Origin of the sequence: Halobacillus seohaensis (assembly GCF_042663045.1) — a bacterium.
In the GTDB taxonomy this organism is placed as follows: Bacteria; Bacillota; Bacilli; order Bacillales; family Halobacillaceae; genus Halobacillus_A; species Halobacillus_A seohaensis.
In genome coordinates, this window is the sequence record NZ_JBHSZV010000062.1 from 128,685 (window position 1) to 151,477 (window position 22,793).

Sequence of the window (22,793 nt, forward strand, 5' to 3'; positions counted from 1 at the left end):
TTATTCCCCCTTAAAGATATTTATAAGCTTTTAGTGTTAGAAAATCAGCAAACTCATCTTCTTCTATTAATTCTGTGAAAATTTCGGCTGCCTGTTCGTAATGACCTCCTTCATAATTCGCTTCTCCAAGTTGTCGTTTCAATATTTCCAACTCTTCTTCTAGAAAGTGATGAACAAGTTCTATCGTAATATCACGGTTTCCTATTTTCCCTTTGGGATGACGAATCCACTGCCAAACCTGTGCACGAGAAATTTCAGCAGTAGCAGCATCTTCCATTAAATTGTGGATGGGTGCTGCTCCCTTCCCACTAAGCCAAGATGCAGTATACAAAATTCCGACATTGATATTCGTCCTTAAACCCTTTTCAGTAATGTCCCCTTCTGGTACTTCTACTAAGTCTGAGGCGGAAACACGAACATCTTCTCGCTTATTGCCAATTTGATTTGGTTCAGGCATGCCTGCATTAAAAACCTCCATCGCGGTGCCAACCATGCCAGGGTGGGCGACCCATGTCCCGTCGTGGCCATTTTTAACCTCACGATATTTATCAGCCATTACTTTTTCAAAAGCTGCTTCATTCTTAGCAGGATCATTTTTCACTGGAATTTGAGCGGCCATGCCACCTATGGCGTGAATGTTACGTTTATGACAAGTTCTAATAACCAACTGGGAGTAAGCATACATGAATGGAACTTCCATCGTCACTTGCGCCCTGTCCGGAAGTATGACGTTTGGGTCTTGATGAAATTTTTTTAAGTAACTGAAAATGTAATCCCAACGTCCACAATTTAATCCTGCTGAATGATCTTTTAATTCATACAAAATCTCATCCATTTCAAAAGCAGCTGTTATCGTCTCAAGTAATACAGTTGCTTTGATCGTTCCGTTTGGTATGTTCATATAATGCTGGGCTTCAACAAAAACTTCATTCCACAATTTAGCTTCCTCATGGTGCTCTAATTTTGGTAAATAAAAGTAAGGACCAGACCCATTTTGAATAAGATTTTTAGCATTATGATAAAGATAAAGCCCAAAATCAACGAGACTAGCTGAAATCGGTTCACCATTTGAAGTCAAATACTTTTCATCTAAATGCCAACCTCGGGGACGAACTTTAAGTACTGCTGTTTCATTGTTTAATTGATACAGTTTACCGTTAGCATTTTTAAATTGTATGGTTTTATTTATGGCATCCCTTAAGTTAACTTGACCGTTAATATTATTCTCCCAACTTGGAGAATTGGCGTCTTCAAAGTCTGCCATAAAGACTTTCGCTCCTGAATTTAAACCATTGATGACCATTTTCCGATCAACCGGTCCAGTAATTTCTACTCTTCGATCCTTTAAATCATCAGGAATTGGTGATACCGTCCATTCACTTTCTCGTATATGCTTCGTCTCTTTAATAAAATCAAGCTTTTTTCCATTGTTTAATTGCTCCTGGAACTTCTGACGACTTGAAAGAAGCTCTTTTCTTTGTGTATCAAATTTTGTATGAAGATGCTCTATAAAAGCTAGAGCATCTTCCGTCAAAATTGTTTCAAATTCCTTATTTCTAGAGTTTTCAACATGAATTCCTTTTGCTTTTGTTCTCATTCAGAAATCACCTCGTTGTTATATGATAGAAAAAATAAAAACCAATGTTATATAACAGTAACAGCAAAACTATTCATCCTTTTTCGCAAGACAGCGATTACATTCCATCATATACGTATAATAACTACCTTCCACCTCAGTTCCGCACTGTGGACAAGAAACATTTCTTGTTGGTTTTGTTTTCATTTGTATTCCTCCTTTGATATAACAGATCATATTTTGTTTATCTGTTATAAAACAGTCTACGATTATTAACTTGGAAATGCAACCATTATTTTGGAATTTTCTAAATTTTTTAACGGCATGACCGTACAGAGAGGCTTGGAACCCCGCTAAATTCATAAACCTTTAAAATTAAAACTATATTTTGATCCTTCTATTTCCTTAAAATGTTTTAACAGGATTGTGATTGACTGTATGAATCATTCATTTTAGTACACTTCTGTGCTAATACAGGTGAAGTTATTTTAAAAGGGAGGTGTTCTTTTATTCCTCGTATCACTTCTACTAGCAAACCCTTTCTTAACCAACAAAAATTCCTCCACAAATAAATGATAATGGGTTTGTAGCGAGAAATCTTGACCGTTCATCCGCGGAAAGCGAATCGTTCCACTGAGCTTCTTTTCTATCGAGGAACCATTTATTCTAGATAACTGCGTTAAGTATAATCGTTTAATATCTCTCTATATTTAGTTTATATAAATTTGCTGAACATTCTATTATAACTTGATATAACAATAAAAATACACACGCTAATTTTAATGTAAAATAACGTGTGCATGGATATGTTATTTGATTGTTTTGCATGCACCTCAGAAGTAAACCCATTAATAAAATTGATGAACTTCTAACTAAAAAGTATCATCGCACATGTCCGATATCGTTAAACGAATCAATTTTCCACCGACCATCTTCATAACTAAGTATGGTTAATGATGTATTAGCTAATGTTCCATCAACCTTTTCATCAGGCAAGATTTCGGTTATGAGTTGTTTAAGAAATGCCCCGTGGCTAACAACTAAAACATTATTATTAGCAGCAGTATGAGTTTCAATTATGTCATTTAAGAAGCCGAGCGCTCTAGTTATAACAAATTCACGTTTTTCGATACCTAGTTCTAATTCTCGCCAACCCATTCCCCATTTAGTTACTCGTTCCTCTTCTGTTGTTCCTTCAATCTGACCTCCGCCAACTTCACGTAAGCGAGCGTCAATTTCCAAACCGACGGAACATGCCTTATTAACAATGATTTCTGCGGTTTCACGCGCTCTTTTTAAATCGCTACTATAAATATGTGACCAACCCTTACCAACTAATCTTTTAGCAAGAGCTAATGCATCATTATTCCCTCTTTCATCTAGAGGAATATCGGAACTTCCCTGAGCCCTCCCTTCTAAATTCCAAGCTGTTGTTCCATGTCGAATGAAACCAATTTTCATAACTTTGCTCCTCTCTATTGTTTATCCGTCTCTAAAAGAAAATCTATAAGTGAAAGTCTCGAGATTAAAAGATAAGAGATGTATCGTCATAATAATGATTGATTAGATAGAATTTTTCTAGACCCATATCTTTCGAAAATTGTTCATGGAGGCAAGATTTGTCTTCTTTTATCAGGGATGGTGCGCTGATTGGTTGGATCATCCACTTTAATACTTGATGGTAACTTATATATCTTCAAGACCATTTTTTCGATGAAGTGAACCCCAACATTTTTGTTTAACATAGCCAAAAGAAAAAGACCACCGAAGTGGCCTTCCTTAATAATTAATCTAAATCATAATCTGTAACTGCACCCCTAGCTGATGATGAAACAAGACGAGCATATTTCGCTAACATGCCTCGCTTATGCCTTGGTTCAGGCTGCACCCATTCCTTTTTGCGGCGTTCAATTTCATTTTCGGTCACATCAAAGTTAATTTGTTGTGTTTCACTATCGATCGTAATGGTATCGTCTTCTTGAAGCAATCCAATTGGTCCACCGACAAAAGCTTCCGGCGCCACGTGACCAATGACAAAACCATGCGAACCGCCAGAAAAACGTCCATCCGTAATGAGGGCAACTTTCCCACCTAATCCTTTACCTACGATCATCGCCGTAATGGAAAGCATTTCAGGCATACCTGGCCCGCCTTTTGGACCTAAGTTACGAAGAACAACTACGTCGCCTTCTTTTACTTTGTCATTAACGATTGCAGTGGTTGCTTCCGCTTCACTATCAAACACGCGAGCTGGTCCTTCAAAACGACTTGATTTTTGGCCAGACATTTTTGCTACGGCTCCCTCTGGTGCCAAGTTTCCACGAAGTAATACAAGTGGACCATTCGGCTTGATGGGCTCATCAAATGGCACAATAACTTTCTGACCTTCTTGTAACGGATCTGCTTCTTCAAGATTTTCCGCTATCGTTTTTCCTGTAACTGTTAAGCAGTCACCATGAAGCAGGCCTTGTTCATGTAAAAGTTTCATTACAGCAGGAACACCACCGATTTCATATAGATCCTGCATAACGTATTTACCACTTGGTTTCATATTAGCGATATGAGGAACATTAAGTCTAACGCGTTCGAAATCATCCAGTGATAAGTCGACATCAGCGGAGTGGGCCATCGCAGTTAAGTGTAAGAAAGCATTTGTAGACCCACCTAAGGCCATAACAACGGTGATTGCATTTTCAAATGCTTTTTTCGTCATAATGTCACGTGGGTAGATACCTTTTTCTAACAGATCTACAACCATTTCCCCTGCCTGTTGACACTCTTGCTCTTTATAATCATTAATAGCTGGAGTAGAAGAAGAACCTGGAATGCTCATACCGAGTGCTTCAACAGCAGATGCCATAGTATTTGCGGTATACATACCACCACAAGCTCCAGCCCCCGGACAAGCATTACACTCAACCTGATGCAACTCTTCATCGTTTATATTTCCTTCATGATACTGTCCAACAGCTTCAAAAGAGGAAACGATATCAATATCTTTTCCATTAAGTTTTCCAGGTTGGATCGTACCTCCGTAAACATAAACTGAAGGTACATTCAAACGACCGATCGCCATTATACAACCTGGAGTCGTCTTATCACAGCCTCCGATTGCCACAACACCATCTAAACGTTCAGCATTGGTTACAGTTTCGATGGAATCAGCAATAACTTCACGACTTGGCAGTGAGTAGTGCATCCCTTCATGCCCCATTGCAATGCCATCAGCAACAGTTATTGTATTGAAAATCATTGGTGAGCCACCGTTGTTCTTAGCTCCTGATTTCGCCTCTTTTGCCAATTCATCAATATGTACATTACACGGTGTGACCTCACTCCACGTACTTGCAATACCAATCATCGGCTTTTTAAAATCTTCGTCTTCAAAACCGATAGCGCGCAGCATTGAACGATTCGGCACTCGATTTACTCCCTCACTAATTACCTTACTTCTAATTCTTAAGTCTTTTTTCTCGTCCACTTGTCTCATCCTTTCCTATATCACAATCAATTACATTAATTAAATAAAAAATTCTACCTAACATGATAATACAGATTCCCGACAGAATTCGCAATAAATATTCAGAATATAGGAAACTTTCCTTAAATAAATCCCTATAAGCTTATGGGTGTTACTTTTTTAAGGAAACCCATATAATAAAGAGAATAACTGTTAGCACACTTTTTTAGTGTCACAAATTTTGTGAAATTGCTTTGAATTGATAAATTTTTGTTATACACTTCAATAATGACGATAACTATAAATTAGGAATGGTGTTTCATGGACAATAAACAATACATTCATGATAAATTGCTGGATCTTGTTAAAAAGGATAATGTGAAAGTAGATGAAGTTTTAAAAAATCACTTGTACACAAAGCTTGGAGGAAAAGCAGATTTTTTCGTTACCCCTACTACTTTTGAAGAAATCCAAAATGTCGTAACGTTCTCCAACGAAGAAAGTATTCCCTTTACACTACTAGGAAACGGTTCCAATTTAATTATTAAGGATGGGGGGATTAGGGGAATTGTCATTAACCTTAAACGGTTGGATGATATTTCAACTGACGGTAATACGATTGTTGCTCAAAGTGGAGCAAGAATTATTGATGCCTCCCGACATGCCTTAAAGGAACACTTATCAGGACTAGAATTTGCATGCGGAATTCCTGGCACTGTTGGTGGTGCTTTATATATGAACGCAGGCGCTTATGGTGGTGAAATTAAAGATGTTCTTGATTATGCCTATGTCATTGATCGACATGGTAAATTAGTCAAACGCTCAGCTTCTGACTTAGAATTGGATTATAGAACGAGTAACATTGACAAAAACAAGGATATCGTCATTGAAGCTACTTTCAGTTTAAAATCGGGAAAATTTGAAGATATCAAAGAAGTAATGGATGATCTCACTTATAAAAGAGAATCAAAACAGCCTCTAGAATACCCATCGTGCGGCAGCGTCTTTAAAAGACCACCAGGATACTTTGCAGGGAAGCTCATCCAAGACAGTCATTTACAAGGAACAAATATTGGTGGTGCTGAAGTCTCTACCAAACATGCTGGTTTCATAATTAATAAAGATAATGCGACAACCACCGACTATATTTCACTTATCGAACACGTTCAAAAAACTGTTAAAGAAAAATTTGGAGTGAAATTAGAAAGGGAAGTCCGTATTATTGGTGACGACTTATCATAGCAGAAAGACTGCACATTTCTAAAACCCTTAGTGATGTGCAGTCTTTTTTATAGTTTTTTTCATTAAGGCGAATACCCACCCCATCCACAAATGCTTACATAAGATAGCTAATAAAAGTGAAAAGGGGGTTTTCCTATGTCAGCTTATGATAATTATAAAAAGATTTATGAATTAGAAGATGAAATAAGAGAACTCAAAGATAAGCTAAAGAACAGAGGTTCAACCACCGAACAAGATGAAGAAGAAAGAGAGAATGACGACTTTCTGTTCCTAATCGTTCTATTTTGTATGTTAGAGTTTGATGTTAGTACAGTTACTAATATGTTTAAAAATCGAGAGTTTTTAAGTCCAGCTATAGACATTTTGAAAGGATTTAAAAAAACGGAGTAAACCAATTCTTTCATAATCTTCTCATTGAATTTATTCTTCCTATGTAAAAAAGAGTAGCCAAGAGCTACTCTTTTCTACTTTATTTAAATTCGCGCGTAGCATGTACAGCCTTTTTCCAACCATTGTATAGCTTTTCCTGATCCTTTTGTTCCATGTCGTTCGTAAATGTCTTTTCATTCTTCCACTGTTTAGCTATTTCTTGTTTATCTTTCCAGTAGCCAACAGCTAACCCAGCTAAGTATGCAGCCCCAAGTGCTGTTGTCTCTTGAACAACAGGACGCTCAACAGGAACGCCTAGAATATCACTCTGGAACTGCATGAGGAAGTTATTTTTCACAGCACCACCATCAACCCTCAGAGTTTTTAAGTCAATCTCTGAATCTACAATCATTGCGTCTAACACATCTTTCGTTTGATAGGCTAACGATTCAAGAGTAGCACGGATGACGTGGTCCTTTGATGTACCCCTCGTTAATCCAAACATCGCTCCCCGGGCATCACTATCCCAATAAGGTGTACCTAACCCCACGAAAGCTGGCACAAGATAGACACCATCTGTTGACTCGACATTTAAAGCATGCTGTTCACTATCGGGAGCACTTTCAATCAACTTTAGACCATCTCTTAACCATTGAATCGCTGAACCTGCTACAAAAATACTACCTTCGAGTGCATATTCTACTTTTCCATCTACCCCCCAAGCGAGTGTGGTTAAGAGGCCATGTTCTGATTTAATACCTTCATCACCTGTATTCATTAACATGAAACAGCCTGTACCATAAGTATTTTTCGCCATTCCCTTCTCAAAGCAGGCTTGTCCAAATAAGGCGGCTTGTTGATCACCTGCAATACCTGCAATCGGTACTTCATGTCCGAAGAAATGATAATCTACTGTATTTGCATAAACTTCAGAAGACTGTTTGACTTCTGGTAGCATACTCTTAGGAACGGTCAAGATGTCAAGTAACTCATCATCCCATTTTAAATCATAGATATTAAACATTAAGGTGCGAGATGCGTTTGAATAATCCGTAATATGCGCTTGCCCACCAGACAACTTATAAACAATCCAACTATCGATCGTCCCAAAAAGCAGTTCACCATTATCCGCTTTTTCACGAGCTCCTTCTACATAATCAAGAATCCATTTAACTTTTGTACCAGAAAAATAAGGATCAAGAAGTAGTCCAGTTTTTTCGTTGAATAGATTGTTGTAACCTTTCGCTCTTAGATCCTTGCAAATATCTTCTGTCTGCCGAGATTGCCAAACAATTGCTTTATATATTGGCTTGCCCGTTTTTTTATCCCATACGACAGCTGTTTCCCTTTGGTTGGTAATTCCAATTCCTTCAATTTGATTAGGTTCAATATTTGCTTTTCTTAAAACATCAGCAATACAAGCAAGGACAGATGTCCATATTTCATTCGCATCATGTTCTACCCAACCTGGTTTAGGGAAAAACTGTTCAAACTCTTTTTGCCCCGTTTCCACGATTTCACCAGCTTGATTGAATAGAATAGCTCTTGAACTAGTGGTTCCTTGGTCTAAAGATAGAATAAATTTTTCACTCATAATTAATCTCCTCCTAATGTATAATTATACTGCTTTTTCTTCGATTTGATCAGCTGTTGTTTCACCTTTTCTAAGTTCAGAAGAAGTAGCGCCTATTAAAATTACAGCCATTAAAGCACTTAAAAACCAAAATAACACGGTCAATTCTCCTAAGAATAAGCCTTTATAAAATACAGCACCATAAATTCCGCCTAGAATTGGACCCACTATCGGTATCCAAGCATATCCCCAGTCCGAACTTCCTTTCAGGGGAATTGGTAATAAAGCATGGGCAATTCGAGGTCCTAAATCTCGAGCTGGGTTAATCGCGTATCCCGTAGTTCCGCCTAAAGACATGCCAATAGCTACAATCAGTGCCCCAACAATTAGTGGATTCAAACCATCAGTAAAATCATTGGCCCCAATGAACATAAGTCCCATTAATAAAACGAAAGTACCGACCATCTCACTAACTAAGTTAGAAAATGGACTTCTTACTGCAGGATCCGTTGAAAACACAGCAAGTTTAGCTCCTTGGTCTTTCGTTTTTTTCCAATGAGGTAAGTAATTCAAGAATACAATGACACCACCTATAAATGCTCCAATAAGCTGGGCAGAAATATACAACGGTACTTTTGCCCATTCAAACTCTCCAACAACCGCGAAACCTAGAGTTACCGCTGGATTGACATGAGCACCTGAAAAATTCCCAACTGCATAGACAGCCATTGCAACTGCTAGCCCCCAACCAATCGTAACGACAACCCATCCAGCACCTTCAGCTTTAGAGTCTTTTAAAACAACACCAGCGACGACGCCCCCACCAAAAATAATGAGAACCATTGTTCCAATCAGTTCTGCAGCAAATTCTGACATAATTATCCTCCCTTTTCCAATAACTAAAAATGTACGAAAAAGAGACCCACACAAAATCCACAGTACTCTGCTCGTAAGCAGTACTAGATCTCGTGTGAGTCTCCAAATCTCCGTCACATAGTTAACTTGTTGTTAACAACTTAACCTATAGTGAAAACGCTGTCAACTATTAATCTTTATTTTTAGCATTCATTTTCTCTATGAATTTCCCCAGACATGCTTGGAAGAGGATAGGAGAGGGGCTCTCATGCACTTTCCTGTGAAATGATCTGGTTATGCTAAGAAAAGCATAAATAAATGATTCATGCTTTTCTTAGATAGGGCACTTCTATGATTAAGAGTTGTTATTTTAAAAGCTTCATCATATTTGTATATTGCTCTCGGACTTCTTTCATTTGTTTTTTCAATTCTTGTACCTGGTTATTTAACTTATACATTTCTTGGAATAATTCTCCGGAATTTATCGGTTCAACTTCACTCAGACTAAGGTCCCCTAATATATCTGTTAATGATGTTTCCGATTCTTCTGAGGATTCTTTATTTAAACTTCCTAATACATCTGAAATTTGATTATTCTTCATAAGATTGGATGCCATCTTCATAATTCCGTCCAAATCTAAACTTTCCTGCTTATTCTCATTCTTTTCTTGTTCCATATCAATATTCACCTCTTTTTAGATTATGAGACATCTTTTTTAATGAAAGGACCCTTTGAAGTCCTTTGAAAAACTTCTTTAGGGTCCTTTAGAGGATACTTAGCAAGTTTTATGATTGTTGCCGATTGTATCAAGAATTCTTTGAATACAATCGATGATAATTTGCTTTTGTCGTTTATTTCCAAACAATACAGCAACAAGCAGAGCAAGTAAAAATAGCAACACAATAACAATCGCTGCTAGAAAAGTTAAAACCATATTTCTCTTCCTCCTCCACTATTAAAGAATATATGAGACGTCTCTTAATTACATTATGCGGAAGGCTTTAAGATGCATGGCCAAATGCCCTGAGTGCTTTAAAATAGGCAATCTACTATATATATATCTTTATGTAAGTACACTTTTTCATACAAAAAGGGGCCTTTCTAATAGAAAGGCCCTTTTTCGTTGTTCATTCATCTTCTTGTATGGGTTCAAATCCACTGTCCCGAATGGCTTGCATAAAGTCTACTAATGACCCTGCTTCTTCATTGTATGAGAATGTAACTTTATTAAATTTAGAACTTATATCAGCTTCCCTAATGCCCCAAACATCATACAAAGCTTCGTTCACCTTCTCTACATCAGATGAACTGGTCATTCCATTGATCTGTATAGTAACTTCCTTCAAGGAACCTCACCTTCTTCTATTTTGTTTTTATTCCTTGTCCCATGCCTTGTAAGAAATGAACCATGGTAGTGATGGATCGATTTACATCGGGGTCACGTATAGATTTTGCAAGTCCCCACAATCCTAATTTCTCATCTTTTTGGCTTTGTTCAGATGAATTCTTAAGACCTTCACTTGCCCCATTTAATAAGGTATTTAGTTGGTCAGGATCAACCTTAGTAAAGAAATTAAAAGTACTAATTCCACTTCTAACTAAATCGTGCACTGTAGGTTTGTCCAACTCCTCCATGGCTAAAATACCAAGTTCATGTCGTGTTCTTAACATGCCTTTTGTAATATCAAGAATCCCGAACTTATGAAGTTCCTCAATAATCTCTAAAAGGATCAGAAGGGACTCTTTATTTGCAGTTAATTGCTCTAGTATTTCATTTAGATCGGCTGCTTGCTGTTGATCAGGAGTAAGAATGGATTCATCAATTTGCTTGATCGCTTTCGCCATGTTCAACTCCCTTTCTCTTAATAAATTCCGGAATCGGTGTAAAGTTTTCCCGTTCCCATTTCCTTTCAACCTCAACGCCCTCTTGTGGTTGAGGATTACCGAATCGGTGGTTTATTTCAGGTATAGGTGATGGACCGCTTGGCTCAATCACTTCCATTTTGACATCCATTTCTTTGTAGTTAGGAGTATGAGTGTCTTTGTCATGATAGCTACTCGTCAGATTGTTTACTGCACTTTTTTCCTCCATCGAATGCATAGGAAAGTACAATTGTTTACCCTTCACTTGTTCTGTTACCCAAACTCGAATTTCAGTTTCCCCGTACGGAGATTTCAATCTCACAAGGGCACCTGTTTTTATTCCACGTTTACTTGCTAATTCAGGTGATACTTCAAGCCACGGCTCAGGTACTTTATGACTGATTCCTTCTGAACGATACGTCATATTCCCTTCATGGAAATGTTCCAAAATCCGCCCATTATTCAAGTGTAAGTCATACTCCTCGCCTGGTTCATATGGAGGAGTCCATTCAACAGGGAATAAGCGAGCTTTTCCATCTTCGAAACCAAACTCTTCCTCATAAAGCAGAGGAGTATCTGTACCATCTTTATTCACAGGCCATAACTGACTGTCCCATCCTTCTAGCCTACTATAACTGACTCCTGCAAAAATTGGAGATAGTTTTGCAACCTCATCCATGATTTCTCCTGGATGTTCGTACTTCCAGTTTGCACCTAGTTTATTAGCAAAATCCTGAAAAATTCTCCAATCAGGTTTGGAGTCACCTAGAGGTTCAAGTGCTTTGTGGAAACGTTGAATTCTTCTTTCTGTATTTGTAAATGTTCCATCCTTCTCTAGGCTTGGTGCTGCAGGCAAAACGACATCTGCAAACTGAGCAGTCTTAGAAAAGAAGATATCCTGTACAACGAAGAAATCAAGCTTTTCAAAAGCTGTATGAACATAATTAATATTAGAATCAACAAGACCCATTTCTTCTCCAAATAGATACATTGCTTTTACTTTTCCATCTTGGATGGCTTCAACAACCTCGTGGTTATTGTAACCAGGTTCCTTAGGTAAAGTAGTTCCCCATGCTTCCTCATACTTAGCACGAATTTTATCATCCTCGATCGACTCATATCCTGGTAACCACTCTGGCATTGTGCCAAAATCACTTGCTCCTTGAACGTTGTTATGTCCGCGTAACGGATAACCTCCCGTACCAGGCTTACCATAATTTCCTGTAACGAGAAGTAAGTTTGAGATAGCCGTACTCGTATCCGTCCCGCCCATATGTTGTGTAACGCCCATAGCCCACAGTGCACACATACTTTTTGCTTCATGAATGATGGTAGCTACTTTAATTAAAAGTTCTTTGCTTAAACCAGTTTTTTCTTCCGCATAATCCAAAGTATACGTATCCAAAGAGTCTACGAAATCCTGAAAGTTATTTACACGCTTTTCAATAAAGTCAGCATCATGCCAATCTTGTTCGATAATATATTTGGCGATGGCATTTAACCAAACCAAGTCTGTTCCAGGTTTTGGACTAATAAATAAGTCGGCTCTCTGGGCAAGTTCATTCTCTCGCAAATCGAAAACAATTAACTTTTGATTAAATAATTTATTCGCTCGTTTCACTCTAGTTGCCAATACCGGATGAGATTCTGCAGGATTGGCTCCCACAACTAGCACAAGTTCTGAACTTTCGATGTCTTCAATTGTTCCTGCGTCACCACCGATTCCTACGGTTCTCATTAAACCAGTAGATGCAGGGGTTTGACAGTATCGTGAACAATTATCTATATTATTTGTTCCAAACACACTACGCGCCAACTTTTGAAATAAATAATTTTCCTCATTCGAACATTTTGATGATGCGATGAATCCGATAGAATCGTTACCATGAGTTTCTTTAATATCCGTCATTTTTGAAGCCATTAAAGAAAGAGCTTCTTCCCAAGTAGCTTCAACGAATCTTTCACCTTTACGTATTAATGGTGTAGTTAATCGATCCTCACTGTTCACAAAGTCCCATCCAAATTTACCTTTAACACAAGTTGAAATTCCATTAGCAGGAGCTGCTGGATCTGGTTGTATTTTTAAAATTTCACGGTCTTTTGTCCACACTTCAAAGCTACATCCAACACCACAATAAGTACATACCGTTTTCGTTCGTTCGATACGATCTTTACGCATCGTTGCTTCTACATTTGAAATCGTTAATATTTCTCGATATCCCGGCTCGACTTCTTTAGTTAGATTAATCATTGGTTCTAGTACATCATTTGGTATACCTGTCATGTATCCCGCTTCTCCGAGCATAGACTTTTCCATCAGTGCGTTACAAGGACAAACTGACACACAATGACCACAAGAAACACAGGATGATTCATCAATTGGAACATCATTATCCCAAATTACTCGAGGGGCGTTTCGCTCCCAATCAATGGTTAACACTTCACTAACTTGGAGATCCTGACATGCCTCTACACAAAGTCCACACAATATACACTGGTCCGGTTCATAGCGATAAAAAGGATGAGAATTATCAGCAGGGTATGGTTTAGCTTTAAATGCATACTCCTGATGTTCAACCTCTAAATATTCCGCCGCATTATGAACCTCGCAATTTCCATTATTATTATCGCAAACAGTACAATAAAGTTCATGGTTCTCCAGTATTCGCGACATAGCCTCGTGTTGAGCTTCTTTTACATTGTTGGACTGGGTTTTAATATCCATTCCATCTTCAACTTTAGTGGCACATGCCCGTTTCAGTTCTCCATTAATTTCTATAAAACATGTATCACATGTCTGTATAACACCAATTCCGAGGTCGGGTTGCGTCGAGCAGATACCTGGTACGTAAACTTCTTGATTTCTAACGGCTTCAAACACTGTTTCACCATTATTAACAGAATACTGCTCTTCATTAATTGTAATGTTCAGTTGCTTTTCTGCTGCCACTTAAAGTCACCTACCTAATAGAATTCCTTTATGCCTAAGTGTTTACCATTATTGGTAGATCTATACAACTCATGTTGGATTTGGCTCAGCTTCTGCTTTGCTCTTACGATAACGAACAATTAGGATCTTCATAGCAATAGCTGTAAGAAAAGCTGTAGCAATTAAGATACCAAAGATTATAAAGGTGGCATCATAACTATTAGTCGTCTCGCGAATATAAGATACAACCATTGGTCCTACTACTCCAGCAGCTGCCCATGCAGTAAGCAAATATCCATGTATGGCACTTAGTTGTTTTGTACCAAATAAATCTCCAATAAACGCTGGTAAATTAGAGAACCCTCCACCGTAGATCGAAACAATGAGAAACATAGACGCTTGAAAAAGTAGAGAGTCTGTTATGTTTATGAGAGAGAAAAACAGCACGAGCTGAATTGTGAAAAAGATGATATACGTGTAGGCTCTCGTAATATAATCTGACAGAAAAGCCCAAACCAACCGTCCTCCACCATTGAATAAACCCATAATCCCAACCATCGTTGCCGCAGCTGCTTCGGTCATCCCTGCTTTTTCTTGGGCCATCGGGGAAGCAACAGAAATTAACATAATCCCTGCGGAAATATTGATAAACATCATCCACCACAACATCCAAAAGCGAGCAGTTTTGACTGCTTCTCCACGAGTCATCTGGTCTAAATCACCGGTATTCTTGTCATCCTCCTCATCAGGATTATATCCCTCAGGTTTCCAGTCTTTAGGTGGAGGAGTGATGTAGGAAGCACCTAGAGCCATTAAAACTAAATAGCACGCCCCTAGAATATAAAAAGACCAATGAATACCTAACGTATTATTTAGAAATTCAGCAGTAGGTCCAGCAATTAAAGCCCCTGCCCCAAAACCAAAAACCGCCATCCCTGTAGCTAAACCGCGACGATCCGGAAACCATTTAACTAGCGTGGATACAGGAGCAATATAACCAATTCCTAATCCGATCCCACCAATAACCCCGTATGTGATATAAAATCCCCAAAGCCATTCAAATTGAACCATTAATCCTGTTAGTAACATACCACCACTAAATAATACGGCTGCGATCAATCCAGATGTACGCGGGCCTCGTTTTTCTACAAACTTCCCCATGAAAGCTGCCGTTAGCCCCAAAAAGAAAATTGCAATGGTAAAGGCAAGAGCAACATCTGTTCCACTCCAACCTAACTCCTCAGTCATCGGTGTTTTGTAAACACTATAGGCATAGACCGATCCAATTGATAAGTGCATAGCAACAGCAGATAAGGCAATCAGCCATCTATTCTTTTTTGTTTCCACAATGATTCTCCTTTCCAATTTATTGTTTTATTGTGTCCTTTATGTGAAATATCACTCAAAAAACCCGCACACTTTTTAATAAGTGCACGGGTTCCTTGTTATGTTCTATATGCTATTGAACTGATTTGGTTTTTAATAGCCGAAATTTAATAAATTAATTAGTATTTATCGGTCACTTGAGTAGGTTTATCGACAAATCAACATTTAAATTTGCCCATAAAAAAACCACCAATTATGTATTGGTGGAGACGGTGGGAGTCGAACCCACGTCCGGAGATATCGGCACTCGGGCTTCTACAAGCTTAGTTGATATATTATATTTCGCTTACTCTTCAGCCTATCAACAGGCTTCCGAGTAGCTAACCTGATTAGTCTCTTCGTCCTTCCTCAGGTGGTGGAAGAACGCGTAGCTCGCTTCAGTTTGAGACCCTTCGATCTAGCACACGAGCGATGCCAGGAAGGATCAGCTATAGACTACTTACGCAGCTACAGCTAGGTTATCGTTAGATTCGCCAGTTATTTTAGGCAAATGACGTTTACGAGCCGTCGCCTCGACCTGCAACCCGAGCTCGACCTATCCCCGTCGAATCCGTAACGTCCCCGTTAGGATTAGGAATAGAGCATTGAGCTCATTCATATGTCACTTGTTAGCGACATAATTCATTATATCACAAACATAACAAAATTCAACCCGTCATTACTTGAAACTTTCTTTAATCGCACGATCGATTTCCCGATTGACTTGCTTACGTTTTAGGTCTTCGCGTTTATCATATTTCTTTTTACCGCGCCCTAATCCGATCAAAAGCTTAGCTACTCCATTTTTAATATACATTTTCAAAGGAACAAGTGCATATCCTTTTTGTTGAGTTGCTCCAATTAGTTGGTTAATTTGTTTTCTGTGAAGCAGCAACTTCCGGCTTCTCGTTGGATCATGGTTATAGATGTTCCCCTGTTCATAATGGGAAATGTGCATGTTGTGAATAAAAACTTCAGCGTTACTTATACGTGCAAAGCTTTCTTTTAAGTTTACTCTACCCGCACGAATTGCTTTAATTTCAGTTCCCTGCAAAACAATACCTGCTTCGAAGGTTTCTTCAATAAAATAATCATGACCAGCTTTTCTATTTTGTGCTATAGATTTCCCGTGTCCTCTTGGCATTACGTTATCCTCCTATTTTAGCTCCTATTAATTGTACCAAAAACATAGATTTAATCCAATTTTGAAGGAATCGATATAATGGACAATTTTACAAACAATGTGAGAATATATTTTTGGTATAGAATTTTAAAAAGGAGCTCAATTACATGGAACAGCAACTACTTCAAGTTCGCCCATTAACCATAGATGATTTACCTGCTCTAGAGCAAATGGATACTGGAATTGAAGATGATTATGTCGTTCAAATTTTTGACCGATTAATAGATTCAAAAACACAAGAACTCTTTGGTTTATTTCAAAACAATCAACTTCTCTCCATTGCTGGTTATAGCTTGTTTGGGCAAAACCGTTTTGCAATGATCGGCCGATTGAGAAGTGATCGTCGTTATCGAGCAAAAGGTTACGCAACTGAACTTCTTAAGCCTGTGATTGAACAATTGAAAGAAAAACCTGAAATCAAATGGATAGGTGCAAATACACATGTTCATAATCTTTCAGCCCGTCGATTACTAGAAAAAACCGGCCTTCACAGTGGTGCAGTTTCTCACTATCTGACCCTTAACGCTCCCGACAAGTTAAGAGGTTACACTCCAGGAGAAAGATGGTCAGAAGTACATACTATAAGCGATAAACGTGATTTACTTCTGAACAATAAGGATAATGAGTTGGGCTTATTTCCATATGAGTGTTATTATCCTCTCCCATATGATGAAGCTTTTTTTACTGATGATTACCTAATAGACTCTAATCTATATATTAATTCTGATAATTCTCGATTTGTTCTGATTAAAAATGACCAAAAAAAATACGACTATGCTCATGTTAAATATTTTTGGAACGATCATTATCGTCAGCCCGGTTTTTTCGAAACATTACTTTACCACTGGAATGAGAATCCACAAAACGTTGGTTGTTGGATCGATTTTTCCGAAAAAGGTTTTGACAAAATCCCAGATCCTTCTCCCTATGACGTCCAAGATCCTTGGATTTTATACGGGTTATGGACATAAGGAAACGCGCTGAGATCAATTCAGCGCGTTTTTTCACTTCAACGATCGAAATATTCGTTTACTTTTTATTCTTTTTCCCTTTTTTTGCGACGCCTTTATTTTTATAAAAAGGTTTGTTTCCTTTTTGCTTATTCTTTTTCTTCTTATCAGGCGTTTTGGCGTCGATTTGCTTTGGTTGTACCGGACGCTCTCTTTTTTTCCTTGGCTTCATACCAACGATTTCAAAATCGACTACGCGTTCATCTAAATTCACGTTGGAAACCCGTATCGTAGTTTCGTCACCAATGCGATAAACATTCCCTGTTCGCTCACCAATCATAGCGAATTGTTTTTCTTGGAAATTGTAGTAATCATCAGTTAATGTGCTTACATGAACAAGACCTTCTACTGTATTCGGTAACTCCACAAATAATCCAAAGCTTGTTACAGAGCTAATCACACCATCGTACTCTTCACCAATCTTATCTTGCATGAATTCAGCTTTTTTCAAATCATCGGTTTCTCGTTCTGCTTCGACAGCTGCTCGCTCCATCTCTGAGGAGTGCTTAGCAATTTCAGGTAGCTGATCCTTCCAATGTTTACGTGTTTTATAATCTAGCTGATCGTTGACCAGATAAGTGCGAATCAGACGGTGTACGATCAAGTCAGGGTAACGTCGGATAGGTGATGTGAAATGCGTGTAGAACTCCGTTGACAACCCAAAGTGACCTACACTCTGTGGATCATATTTTGCCTGTTGCATAGAACGAAGCATCAATTTAGAAATAATCATTTCTTCCTGCGTATCCTTCACCGTTTCTAAAATTCTTTGTAAGGCTTGAGGGTGAACGTTGTCTGCAGTTCCTTTAACGGAATACCCAAGACTACCAACAAACTCAAAGAAATTGAATAGTTTTGATTCATCCGGATCTTCGTGGATGCGGTGGATAAACGGCACGTCCATCCAATGGAAATGTTCGGCTATCGTTTCGTTCGCTGCTAACATGAACTCTTCAATTAATCGCTCAGCTACGGAACGTTCACGTATCTTCACATCTACCGCTTTTCCTTCATCGTCAACAATAACTCCCGCTTCCTTGAAATCAAAGTCGATCGCTCCTCGACCAAAGCGCTTACCTCTAAGGGTAGCAGCCAATCCCTCCATCTCACGGAACATCGGAACTAACTCTTTATATTTTTCAATCAATTCTTCATCATTATTTTCCAGAATGGCATTTACATCGCTATAAGTCATTCGCTCATTGGTTTTTATTACACTTTGGAATATTTCATGCCCTACAACCGCTCCGTGAGAATCAATTTCCATTTCACACGACAAGGTTAAGCGATCCACCTGAGGATTCAATGAACAAATGCCATTAGACAATCGGTGAGGAATCATAGGTATTACTCGATCCACTAAGTACACACTTGTCGCTCGTTCTCTAGCTTCTTTATCAATTGGAGAGTTCTCTTGAACGTAATACGTGACATCAGCGATATGAACACCTAGTTTATAGTTTCCATTATCTAATTTTTTAACGGTGACGGCATCATCCAAATCTTTGGCATCTGCCCCATCAATCGTTACAATGGTTTCGTCACGTAAGTCTCGTCGATTCTCTATTTCACTTTCCGAAATCTCATCAGGTGTGTCTCCCGCTTGGTCTAACACCTCTTGTGGAAATTCTGTTTTTATTCCATTTTTATGAATAATGGAAATAATATCAATTCCGGGGTCATTTTTGTGACCTAAAATTTCTACAATTTCTCCTTCTGCACTCATACGATCTTCTGGGAATTTGGTGATTTCCACGATAACTTTGTGTCCATCAGTTGCCCCATTCACCTGAGCCTTAGGGATGAAAATGTCATGAGGAATTCGTTTGTCATCAGCCACAACAAAACCAAAGTTTCGACTTGATTCATACGTACCTACCACTCTGTTGGTTGCTCTTTCCAAAATACGTATAACTGTTCCTTCTGGTCGTTGTCCTTGATCATCGCGCTTTTCAATACGAACGAGGACTTTATCGTTATTCATTGCAGAATTGAGATCGGAATGGTGCAAATACACATCATCCTTATCTTCCTCATCGGGAATTAAAAAAGCGAATCCTTTCGCGTGCATTTGGATTTTGCCTCGAAGTAGGTTCATTTTCTCTGGTAGACCGAATCTGTTTTTCCTTGTCCGAACTAACTCTCCCTCTTCTTCCAACGCATTTAAAACTTTCATTAAATCTTGAACTTCTTCAGAACCTTCTAATTTAAGTGCTTCTTCTACCTCTTGTACAGATAAAGGCTTAGAAGCTGATTCTTTAAAGTATTGTAAAATTTGCTGCTTAAATTCTGTATCCATTACTTTTCCTCCTTATAATAAGGAACAACACTCTCACCGTTTACGACCAATCTAAAGATTCAAGAAAATTAAGTACATCTTCATGGAGCTGTTCCTTTTCTTTATCCATTGTGATCACGTGGCCAGAGTTTTTGTACCATTTGATATCTTTTTGATCCGTTTCAACATTCTCATAAATATAATTTGCGCTTTCCTTGTTAATCATTTCATCTTGCTCAGCTTGTACGACAAAAGCAGGTGTATAAATTTGGTCTACTTCGTCATGAACACTCGTGATGAAATCACCAAGTTGTTTGAACATGTTTTTAGATGCGTTCATTAATTCTTCAACTTCTACATTAATTGATTCTTGATCTTTTCCTTCAAGTTGCTTATATTGTTTTGCTTTAAACCGAAAGCCCTGGGTTAACTGTTCTTCATTGTCGAAAAACATAGGTGAACACATCGTGACAATACCCTTAATTGGTTCTGAATATGCAATTTTTAATCCAAGAACTCCACCCAATGAAAGTCCTGCAACGGCAATTTTTTGATATCCAAGTTCACGCAAATGGTTTAAAGCTTCTACTACATCCTCCCACCACTGTTCAGGAGTAGCATCTACAAGAGCTTCTGGTTCTCTTCCATGACCCCGATAAATTGGAGCATGAGAAGTATAACCATTTTTTTGTAGGAATCGGCCAAGCATTCTTACATCAGCAGAATGTCCTGTGAATCCGTGTAATAATAGAACAGCTCGTTCTCCTTCTTCAAATGTGAAAGGTTCTGGTTGTTTTATATTCATGTCGAAATCTCGCTCCTTACTTCATCTATTTCCATATTTAGAAATTTCATTCCTTTTTTACAATGTTTCTATTTTACCAAAAACTAGTCAATTAAACACAATTTAAGCATAAGAAAAACCGTGCTCGATAAAAAGCACGGTTTTAACCAGTTTGAGGTTATCCTAAAATATAAGCTGACAAGAAGGCAAGAACAAAAAATAAAACTCCGGTTACAACCGTAGCACGGTGTAAAACTGCGTCAATTCCGCGAGCTTTTTGCTTGCCGAACATTTGTTCAGCTCCCCCAGATATAGCTCCTGAAAGCCCCGCACTCTTTCCTGATTGCAGTAGCACAAGAACAATTAATGTAATGGTATCAATAGTTAGTAAAGTAATCGCAAGTGTTTCCATGATGTGCCAACACCTCCTAAGACGCACAATTAACTATTTTAAATGTAGCATAAAAATACCTAATCATCAATAGGATTTGTATCCAGAGCTCATTTCCACTAATTGTGAATGATTTCGACACATTTGTCGAACGTTTTTGATAGATTATGATTGTTTGTGATTGATTTTTGTAAGGGCTTACTTTACAATAGCGTTAAAGGATCAAAAAGGAGGATCTTAATTGTTAACTCCAGAGCGGCACAGAAGCATTTTAGAGTTACTCCACCTCCATCACACGATAAAGTTAAAAGATCTTGTACACCACACCGGAGCATCAGATTCTACAATTCGTCGTGATCTGGATCAACTTGAACAATTAGGAAAGCTCCAAAGAGTACATGGGGGGGCTTCACTCAGACATCCTGCCAGCGAAGAGCCTAGTATGGGTGAAAAATCATCAATGTTTCAATCTGAGAAATTAAACATTGCACAAACAGCAGCTAATTTAGTTCAGAATGGGGAGTCTGTATTTATTGATGCAGGTACGACAACCTATGAAATGATTCCCTATTTATCAGGAAAGGATATAACAGTAGTGACCAATGGTCTTCATCATTTAGACGCACTTACTAATCATCATATCCAAACTTATGTACTAGGTGGTTTTGTTAAAGAGAGAACGAGAGCTGTCGTCGGTACGAGTGCTCTTGACAGTTTAAATCAATATCGCTTTGATCAGTGTTTTATAGGAACGAATGGTATTAGTCTAGAAGATGGTTACACTACTCCTGACCCTGAAGAGGCGGCTATTAAGCGAACAACCCTTACTCTTTCACAAAAAAGATATGTAGTTGCGGATGAATCTAAGTTTAATGAAGTTACCTTTTCTCAAATATCTCCAATTGAGGAAGCCAATATTATTACCAATTATAATGGTCCACTTCTAGATCAATTTAAAGGAAAAACTAACATAAAGGTTGTGTCAACATGATTTACACTTGTACACTTAATCCTTCTATCGATTACATCATGCATCTTGAGGACTTTCAGATCGGCGCCCTCAATCGGGCAAATCAAACGATGTATTATCCTGGGGGAAAAGGAATTAATGTTTCTAGAGTTATGGAACGACTAGGCGTCTCCACAACAGCATTGGGGTATGTTGGGGATTTTACGGGACAATTTATTACGAACTTCCTTGATAAAGAGGGAATTAAGCATAGCTTTATTGATACGAAAGATTACACGCGTATTAATGTGAAGCTAAAAGGAACACAGGAATCAGAAATAAATGGTCCCGGTCCAACGGTTACTGAAGAACAGCTGAAAAGGTTATTAGAACAAATACGTTCTTTGCAACCGCAAGACATTTTGATTCTAGCCGGTAGCGTTCCTTCCTCATTACCAAAGGATTTCTACACGCAAATCGCTAATATTTGTACAGAAAAACAAGTATTACTTGTTGCTGATACATCAGGCGATGCTCTTAAACAGCTTATTGGAAAACCTGTTTTCTTCTTAAAACCAAATGATCATGAACTCGGTGAACTGTTTGAAACAACTATAGAAACAAAAGAAGACGCTGCCCATTACGCAAGTAAACTTGTAGATCAAGGTACTCAACACGTAATCGTTTCTATGGGGGGAAAAGGAGCTGTGTATGTAAACAACACTCAGAAATTGTTTGCCACTGTCCCTAAAGGGGAAGTGAAGAATTCAGTGGGAGCTGGTGATTCTGTTGTCTCTGGATTTATCTCAGCGCTAAGTCAAGGTCTAGAGATAGAAGACGCTTTTAGAAATGGAGTGGCAACAGGAAGTGCTACTGCCTTTCAGGATGACTTATGCCATAAGGAAGATGCCGATCAACTCAAAGATGAAATTAAAATTTCAACTATCAATTAGGGAGGGAAAATA

At 38.3% G+C, this 22,793-nt stretch carries 21 protein-coding genes and 1 other RNA gene; 5 read left to right on the forward strand and 17 right to left on the reverse strand.

Annotated features, from left to right (window positions below):
- Window positions 1–10: 10 nt before the first annotated feature.
- The 4 genes from aceB to ilvD form a co-directional block, all read right to left on the reverse strand.
- Window positions 11–1,597, reverse strand: a complete 1,587-nt coding sequence (aceB, locus tag ACFQIC_RS19990; protein WP_204708330.1) for a malate synthase A — start codon at window positions 1,595–1,597, stop codon at window positions 11–13.
- A 69-nt stretch (window positions 1,598–1,666) separates the two neighbouring features.
- A complete protein-coding gene (locus tag ACFQIC_RS19995) occupies window positions 1,667–1,783 on the reverse strand; it encodes a YhfH family protein (protein ID WP_204708329.1) in 117 nt (38 codons plus the stop codon).
- A 675-nt stretch (window positions 1,784–2,458) separates the two neighbouring features.
- Window positions 2,459–3,037: a histidine phosphatase family protein gene (locus tag ACFQIC_RS20000; RefSeq protein ID WP_204708328.1), complete on the reverse strand. Its 579-nt coding sequence runs from the start codon at window positions 3,035–3,037 to the stop codon at window positions 2,459–2,461.
- Between the two features lie 325 nt (window positions 3,038–3,362).
- The gene (gene ilvD, locus ACFQIC_RS20005; RefSeq protein WP_390217765.1) at window positions 3,363–5,057 is read right to left on the reverse strand and encodes a dihydroxy-acid dehydratase; all 1,695 of its coding nucleotides are present in this window, start codon (window positions 5,055–5,057) and stop codon (window positions 3,363–3,365) included.
- Between the two features lie 300 nt (window positions 5,058–5,357).
- On the opposite strand from ilvD, the gene murB reads away from it, so the two are divergent.
- Both murB and ACFQIC_RS20015 read left to right on the forward strand, forming a co-directional pair.
- On the forward strand, window positions 5,358–6,278 hold the full coding sequence (gene murB, locus ACFQIC_RS20010; protein WP_204708326.1) for a UDP-N-acetylmuramate dehydrogenase: 921 nt from the start codon (window positions 5,358–5,360) through the stop codon (window positions 6,276–6,278).
- Window positions 6,279–6,413: 135 nt separating this feature from the next.
- Window positions 6,414–6,668, forward strand: coding sequence for a hypothetical protein (locus tag ACFQIC_RS20015; protein WP_204708325.1), 255 nt, complete (start codon window positions 6,414–6,416; stop codon window positions 6,666–6,668).
- A gap of 79 nt (window positions 6,669–6,747) precedes the next feature.
- Here ACFQIC_RS20015 and glpK read toward each other — a convergent pair whose 3' ends face one another.
- The 10 genes from glpK to smpB all read right to left on the reverse strand — a co-directional run bounded on the left by glpK (window position 6,748) and on the right by smpB (window position 16,377).
- Complete coding sequence (glpK, locus tag ACFQIC_RS20020; RefSeq protein ID WP_204708324.1) at window positions 6,748–8,241, reverse strand: glycerol kinase GlpK; 1,494 nt, start codon at window positions 8,239–8,241, stop codon at window positions 6,748–6,750.
- 24 nt (window positions 8,242–8,265) lie between these two features.
- The gene (locus ACFQIC_RS20025; RefSeq protein WP_204708323.1) at window positions 8,266–9,096 is read right to left on the reverse strand and encodes an MIP/aquaporin family protein; all 831 of its coding nucleotides are present in this window, start codon (window positions 9,094–9,096) and stop codon (window positions 8,266–8,268) included.
- 344 nt (window positions 9,097–9,440) lie between these two features.
- Complete coding sequence (locus ACFQIC_RS20030) at window positions 9,441–9,752, reverse strand: hypothetical protein (RefSeq protein ID WP_204708322.1); 312 nt, start codon at window positions 9,750–9,752, stop codon at window positions 9,441–9,443.
- Between the two features lie 99 nt (window positions 9,753–9,851).
- Window positions 9,852–10,010: a hypothetical protein gene (locus tag ACFQIC_RS20035; RefSeq protein WP_204708321.1), complete on the reverse strand. Its 159-nt coding sequence runs from the start codon at window positions 10,008–10,010 to the stop codon at window positions 9,852–9,854.
- Between the two features lie 193 nt (window positions 10,011–10,203).
- Window positions 10,204–10,422 carry a heavy-metal-associated domain-containing protein gene (locus ACFQIC_RS20040; RefSeq protein ID WP_204708320.1) on the reverse strand — a complete coding sequence of 73 codons (219 nt, stop codon included), beginning with the start codon at window positions 10,420–10,422 and terminating at the stop codon, window positions 10,204–10,206.
- Between the two features lie 16 nt (window positions 10,423–10,438).
- Window positions 10,439–10,921, reverse strand: a complete 483-nt coding sequence (locus ACFQIC_RS20045; protein WP_204708319.1) for a helical membrane plugin domain-containing protein — start codon at window positions 10,919–10,921, stop codon at window positions 10,439–10,441.
- Entirely contained in the window at window positions 10,896–13,889 is a 2,994-nt protein-coding gene (fdhF, locus tag ACFQIC_RS20050) for a formate dehydrogenase subunit alpha (RefSeq protein WP_204708318.1), read from the reverse strand. Before fdhF ends, ACFQIC_RS20045 begins: the two co-directional genes overlap by 26 nt.
- 69 nt (window positions 13,890–13,958) lie before the next feature.
- Complete coding sequence (locus ACFQIC_RS20055) at window positions 13,959–15,215, reverse strand: L-lactate MFS transporter (RefSeq protein WP_390217769.1); 1,257 nt, start codon at window positions 15,213–15,215, stop codon at window positions 13,959–13,961.
- A 240-nt stretch (window positions 15,216–15,455) separates the two neighbouring features.
- Window positions 15,456–15,817, reverse strand: a transfer-messenger RNA (tmRNA) gene (gene ssrA, locus ACFQIC_RS20060).
- Between the two features lie 95 nt (window positions 15,818–15,912).
- Window positions 15,913–16,377 (reverse strand): SsrA-binding protein SmpB, encoded by a 465-nt coding sequence (smpB, locus tag ACFQIC_RS20065; protein WP_204708317.1) that lies wholly within the window; start codon window positions 16,375–16,377, stop codon window positions 15,913–15,915.
- A 146-nt stretch (window positions 16,378–16,523) separates the two neighbouring features.
- On the opposite strand from smpB, the gene ACFQIC_RS20070 reads away from it, so the two are divergent.
- The gene (locus ACFQIC_RS20070) at window positions 16,524–17,387 is read left to right on the forward strand and encodes a GNAT family N-acetyltransferase (RefSeq protein WP_204708316.1); all 864 of its coding nucleotides are present in this window, start codon (window positions 16,524–16,526) and stop codon (window positions 17,385–17,387) included.
- 58 nt (window positions 17,388–17,445) lie between these two features.
- On the opposite strand, the gene rnr is transcribed toward ACFQIC_RS20070, so the two are convergent.
- The 3 genes from rnr to secG all read right to left on the reverse strand — a co-directional run bounded on the left by rnr (window position 17,446) and on the right by secG (window position 20,900).
- Complete coding sequence (rnr, locus tag ACFQIC_RS20075; RefSeq protein ID WP_204708315.1) at window positions 17,446–19,725, reverse strand: ribonuclease R; 2,280 nt, start codon at window positions 19,723–19,725, stop codon at window positions 17,446–17,448.
- A 40-nt stretch (window positions 19,726–19,765) separates the two neighbouring features.
- Window positions 19,766–20,509: an alpha/beta hydrolase gene (locus ACFQIC_RS20080; RefSeq protein WP_204708314.1), complete on the reverse strand. Its 744-nt coding sequence runs from the start codon at window positions 20,507–20,509 to the stop codon at window positions 19,766–19,768.
- 157 nt (window positions 20,510–20,666) lie between these two features.
- The gene (secG, locus tag ACFQIC_RS20085; RefSeq protein WP_204708313.1) at window positions 20,667–20,900 is read right to left on the reverse strand and encodes a preprotein translocase subunit SecG; all 234 of its coding nucleotides are present in this window, start codon (window positions 20,898–20,900) and stop codon (window positions 20,667–20,669) included.
- Window positions 20,901–21,120: 220 nt separating this feature from the next.
- On the opposite strand from secG, the gene ACFQIC_RS20090 reads away from it, so the two are divergent.
- Together ACFQIC_RS20090 and pfkB are read left to right on the forward strand one after the other, a co-directional pair.
- A complete protein-coding gene (locus tag ACFQIC_RS20090) occupies window positions 21,121–21,870 on the forward strand; it encodes a DeoR/GlpR family DNA-binding transcription regulator (RefSeq protein WP_204708312.1) in 750 nt (249 codons plus the stop codon).
- On the forward strand, window positions 21,867–22,781 hold the full coding sequence (gene pfkB, locus ACFQIC_RS20095; RefSeq protein ID WP_204708311.1) for a 1-phosphofructokinase: 915 nt from the start codon (window positions 21,867–21,869) through the stop codon (window positions 22,779–22,781). The genes ACFQIC_RS20090 and pfkB overlap by 4 nt, the downstream gene beginning before the upstream one ends.
- The last annotated feature ends 12 nt before the right edge of the window (window positions 22,782–22,793 follow it).

Excerpts from the sequence above, each read along its gene's own strand:
- ACFQIC_RS20045 (WP_204708319.1), bottom strand. The coding sequence starts at position 10,921 with ATGGCGAAAGCGATCAAGCAAATTGATGAATCCATTCTTACTCCTGAT.
- ACFQIC_RS20035 (WP_204708321.1), bottom strand. The coding sequence starts at position 10,010 with ATGGTTTTAACTTTTCTAGCAGCGATTGTTATTGTGTTGCTATTTTTA.
- ACFQIC_RS20015 (WP_204708325.1), top strand. The coding sequence starts at position 6,414 with ATGTCAGCTTATGATAATTATAAAAAGATTTATGAATTAGAAGATGAA.
- ACFQIC_RS20070 (WP_204708316.1), top strand. The coding sequence starts at position 16,524 with ATGGAACAGCAACTACTTCAAGTTCGCCCATTAACCATAGATGATTTA.
- murB (WP_204708326.1), top strand. The coding sequence starts at position 5,358 with ATGGACAATAAACAATACATTCATGATAAATTGCTGGATCTTGTTAAA.
- rnr (WP_204708315.1), bottom strand. The coding sequence starts at position 19,725 with ATGGATACAGAATTTAAGCAGCAAATTTTACAATACTTTAAAGAATCA.
- ACFQIC_RS20080 (WP_204708314.1), bottom strand. The coding sequence starts at position 20,509 with ATGAATATAAAACAACCAGAACCTTTCACATTTGAAGAAGGAGAACGA.
- ACFQIC_RS20030 (WP_204708322.1), bottom strand. The coding sequence starts at position 9,752 with ATGGAACAAGAAAAGAATGAGAATAAGCAGGAAAGTTTAGATTTGGAC.
- ACFQIC_RS19995 (WP_204708329.1), bottom strand. The coding sequence starts at position 1,783 with ATGAAAACAAAACCAACAAGAAATGTTTCTTGTCCACAGTGCGGAACT.
- aceB (WP_204708330.1), bottom strand. The coding sequence starts at position 1,597 with ATGAGAACAAAAGCAAAAGGAATTCATGTTGAAAACTCTAGAAATAAG.
- glpK (WP_204708324.1), bottom strand. The coding sequence starts at position 8,241 with ATGAGTGAAAAATTTATTCTATCTTTAGACCAAGGAACCACTAGTTCA.
- pfkB (WP_204708311.1), top strand. The coding sequence starts at position 21,867 with ATGATTTACACTTGTACACTTAATCCTTCTATCGATTACATCATGCAT.
- ACFQIC_RS20025 (WP_204708323.1), bottom strand. The coding sequence starts at position 9,096 with ATGTCAGAATTTGCTGCAGAACTGATTGGAACAATGGTTCTCATTATT.
- smpB (WP_204708317.1), bottom strand. The coding sequence starts at position 16,377 with ATGCCAAGAGGACACGGGAAATCTATAGCACAAAATAGAAAAGCTGGT.
- ACFQIC_RS20000 (WP_204708328.1), bottom strand. The coding sequence starts at position 3,037 with ATGAAAATTGGTTTCATTCGACATGGAACAACAGCTTGGAATTTAGAA.
- secG (WP_204708313.1), bottom strand. The coding sequence starts at position 20,900 with ATGGAAACACTTGCGATTACTTTACTAACTATTGATACCATTACATTA.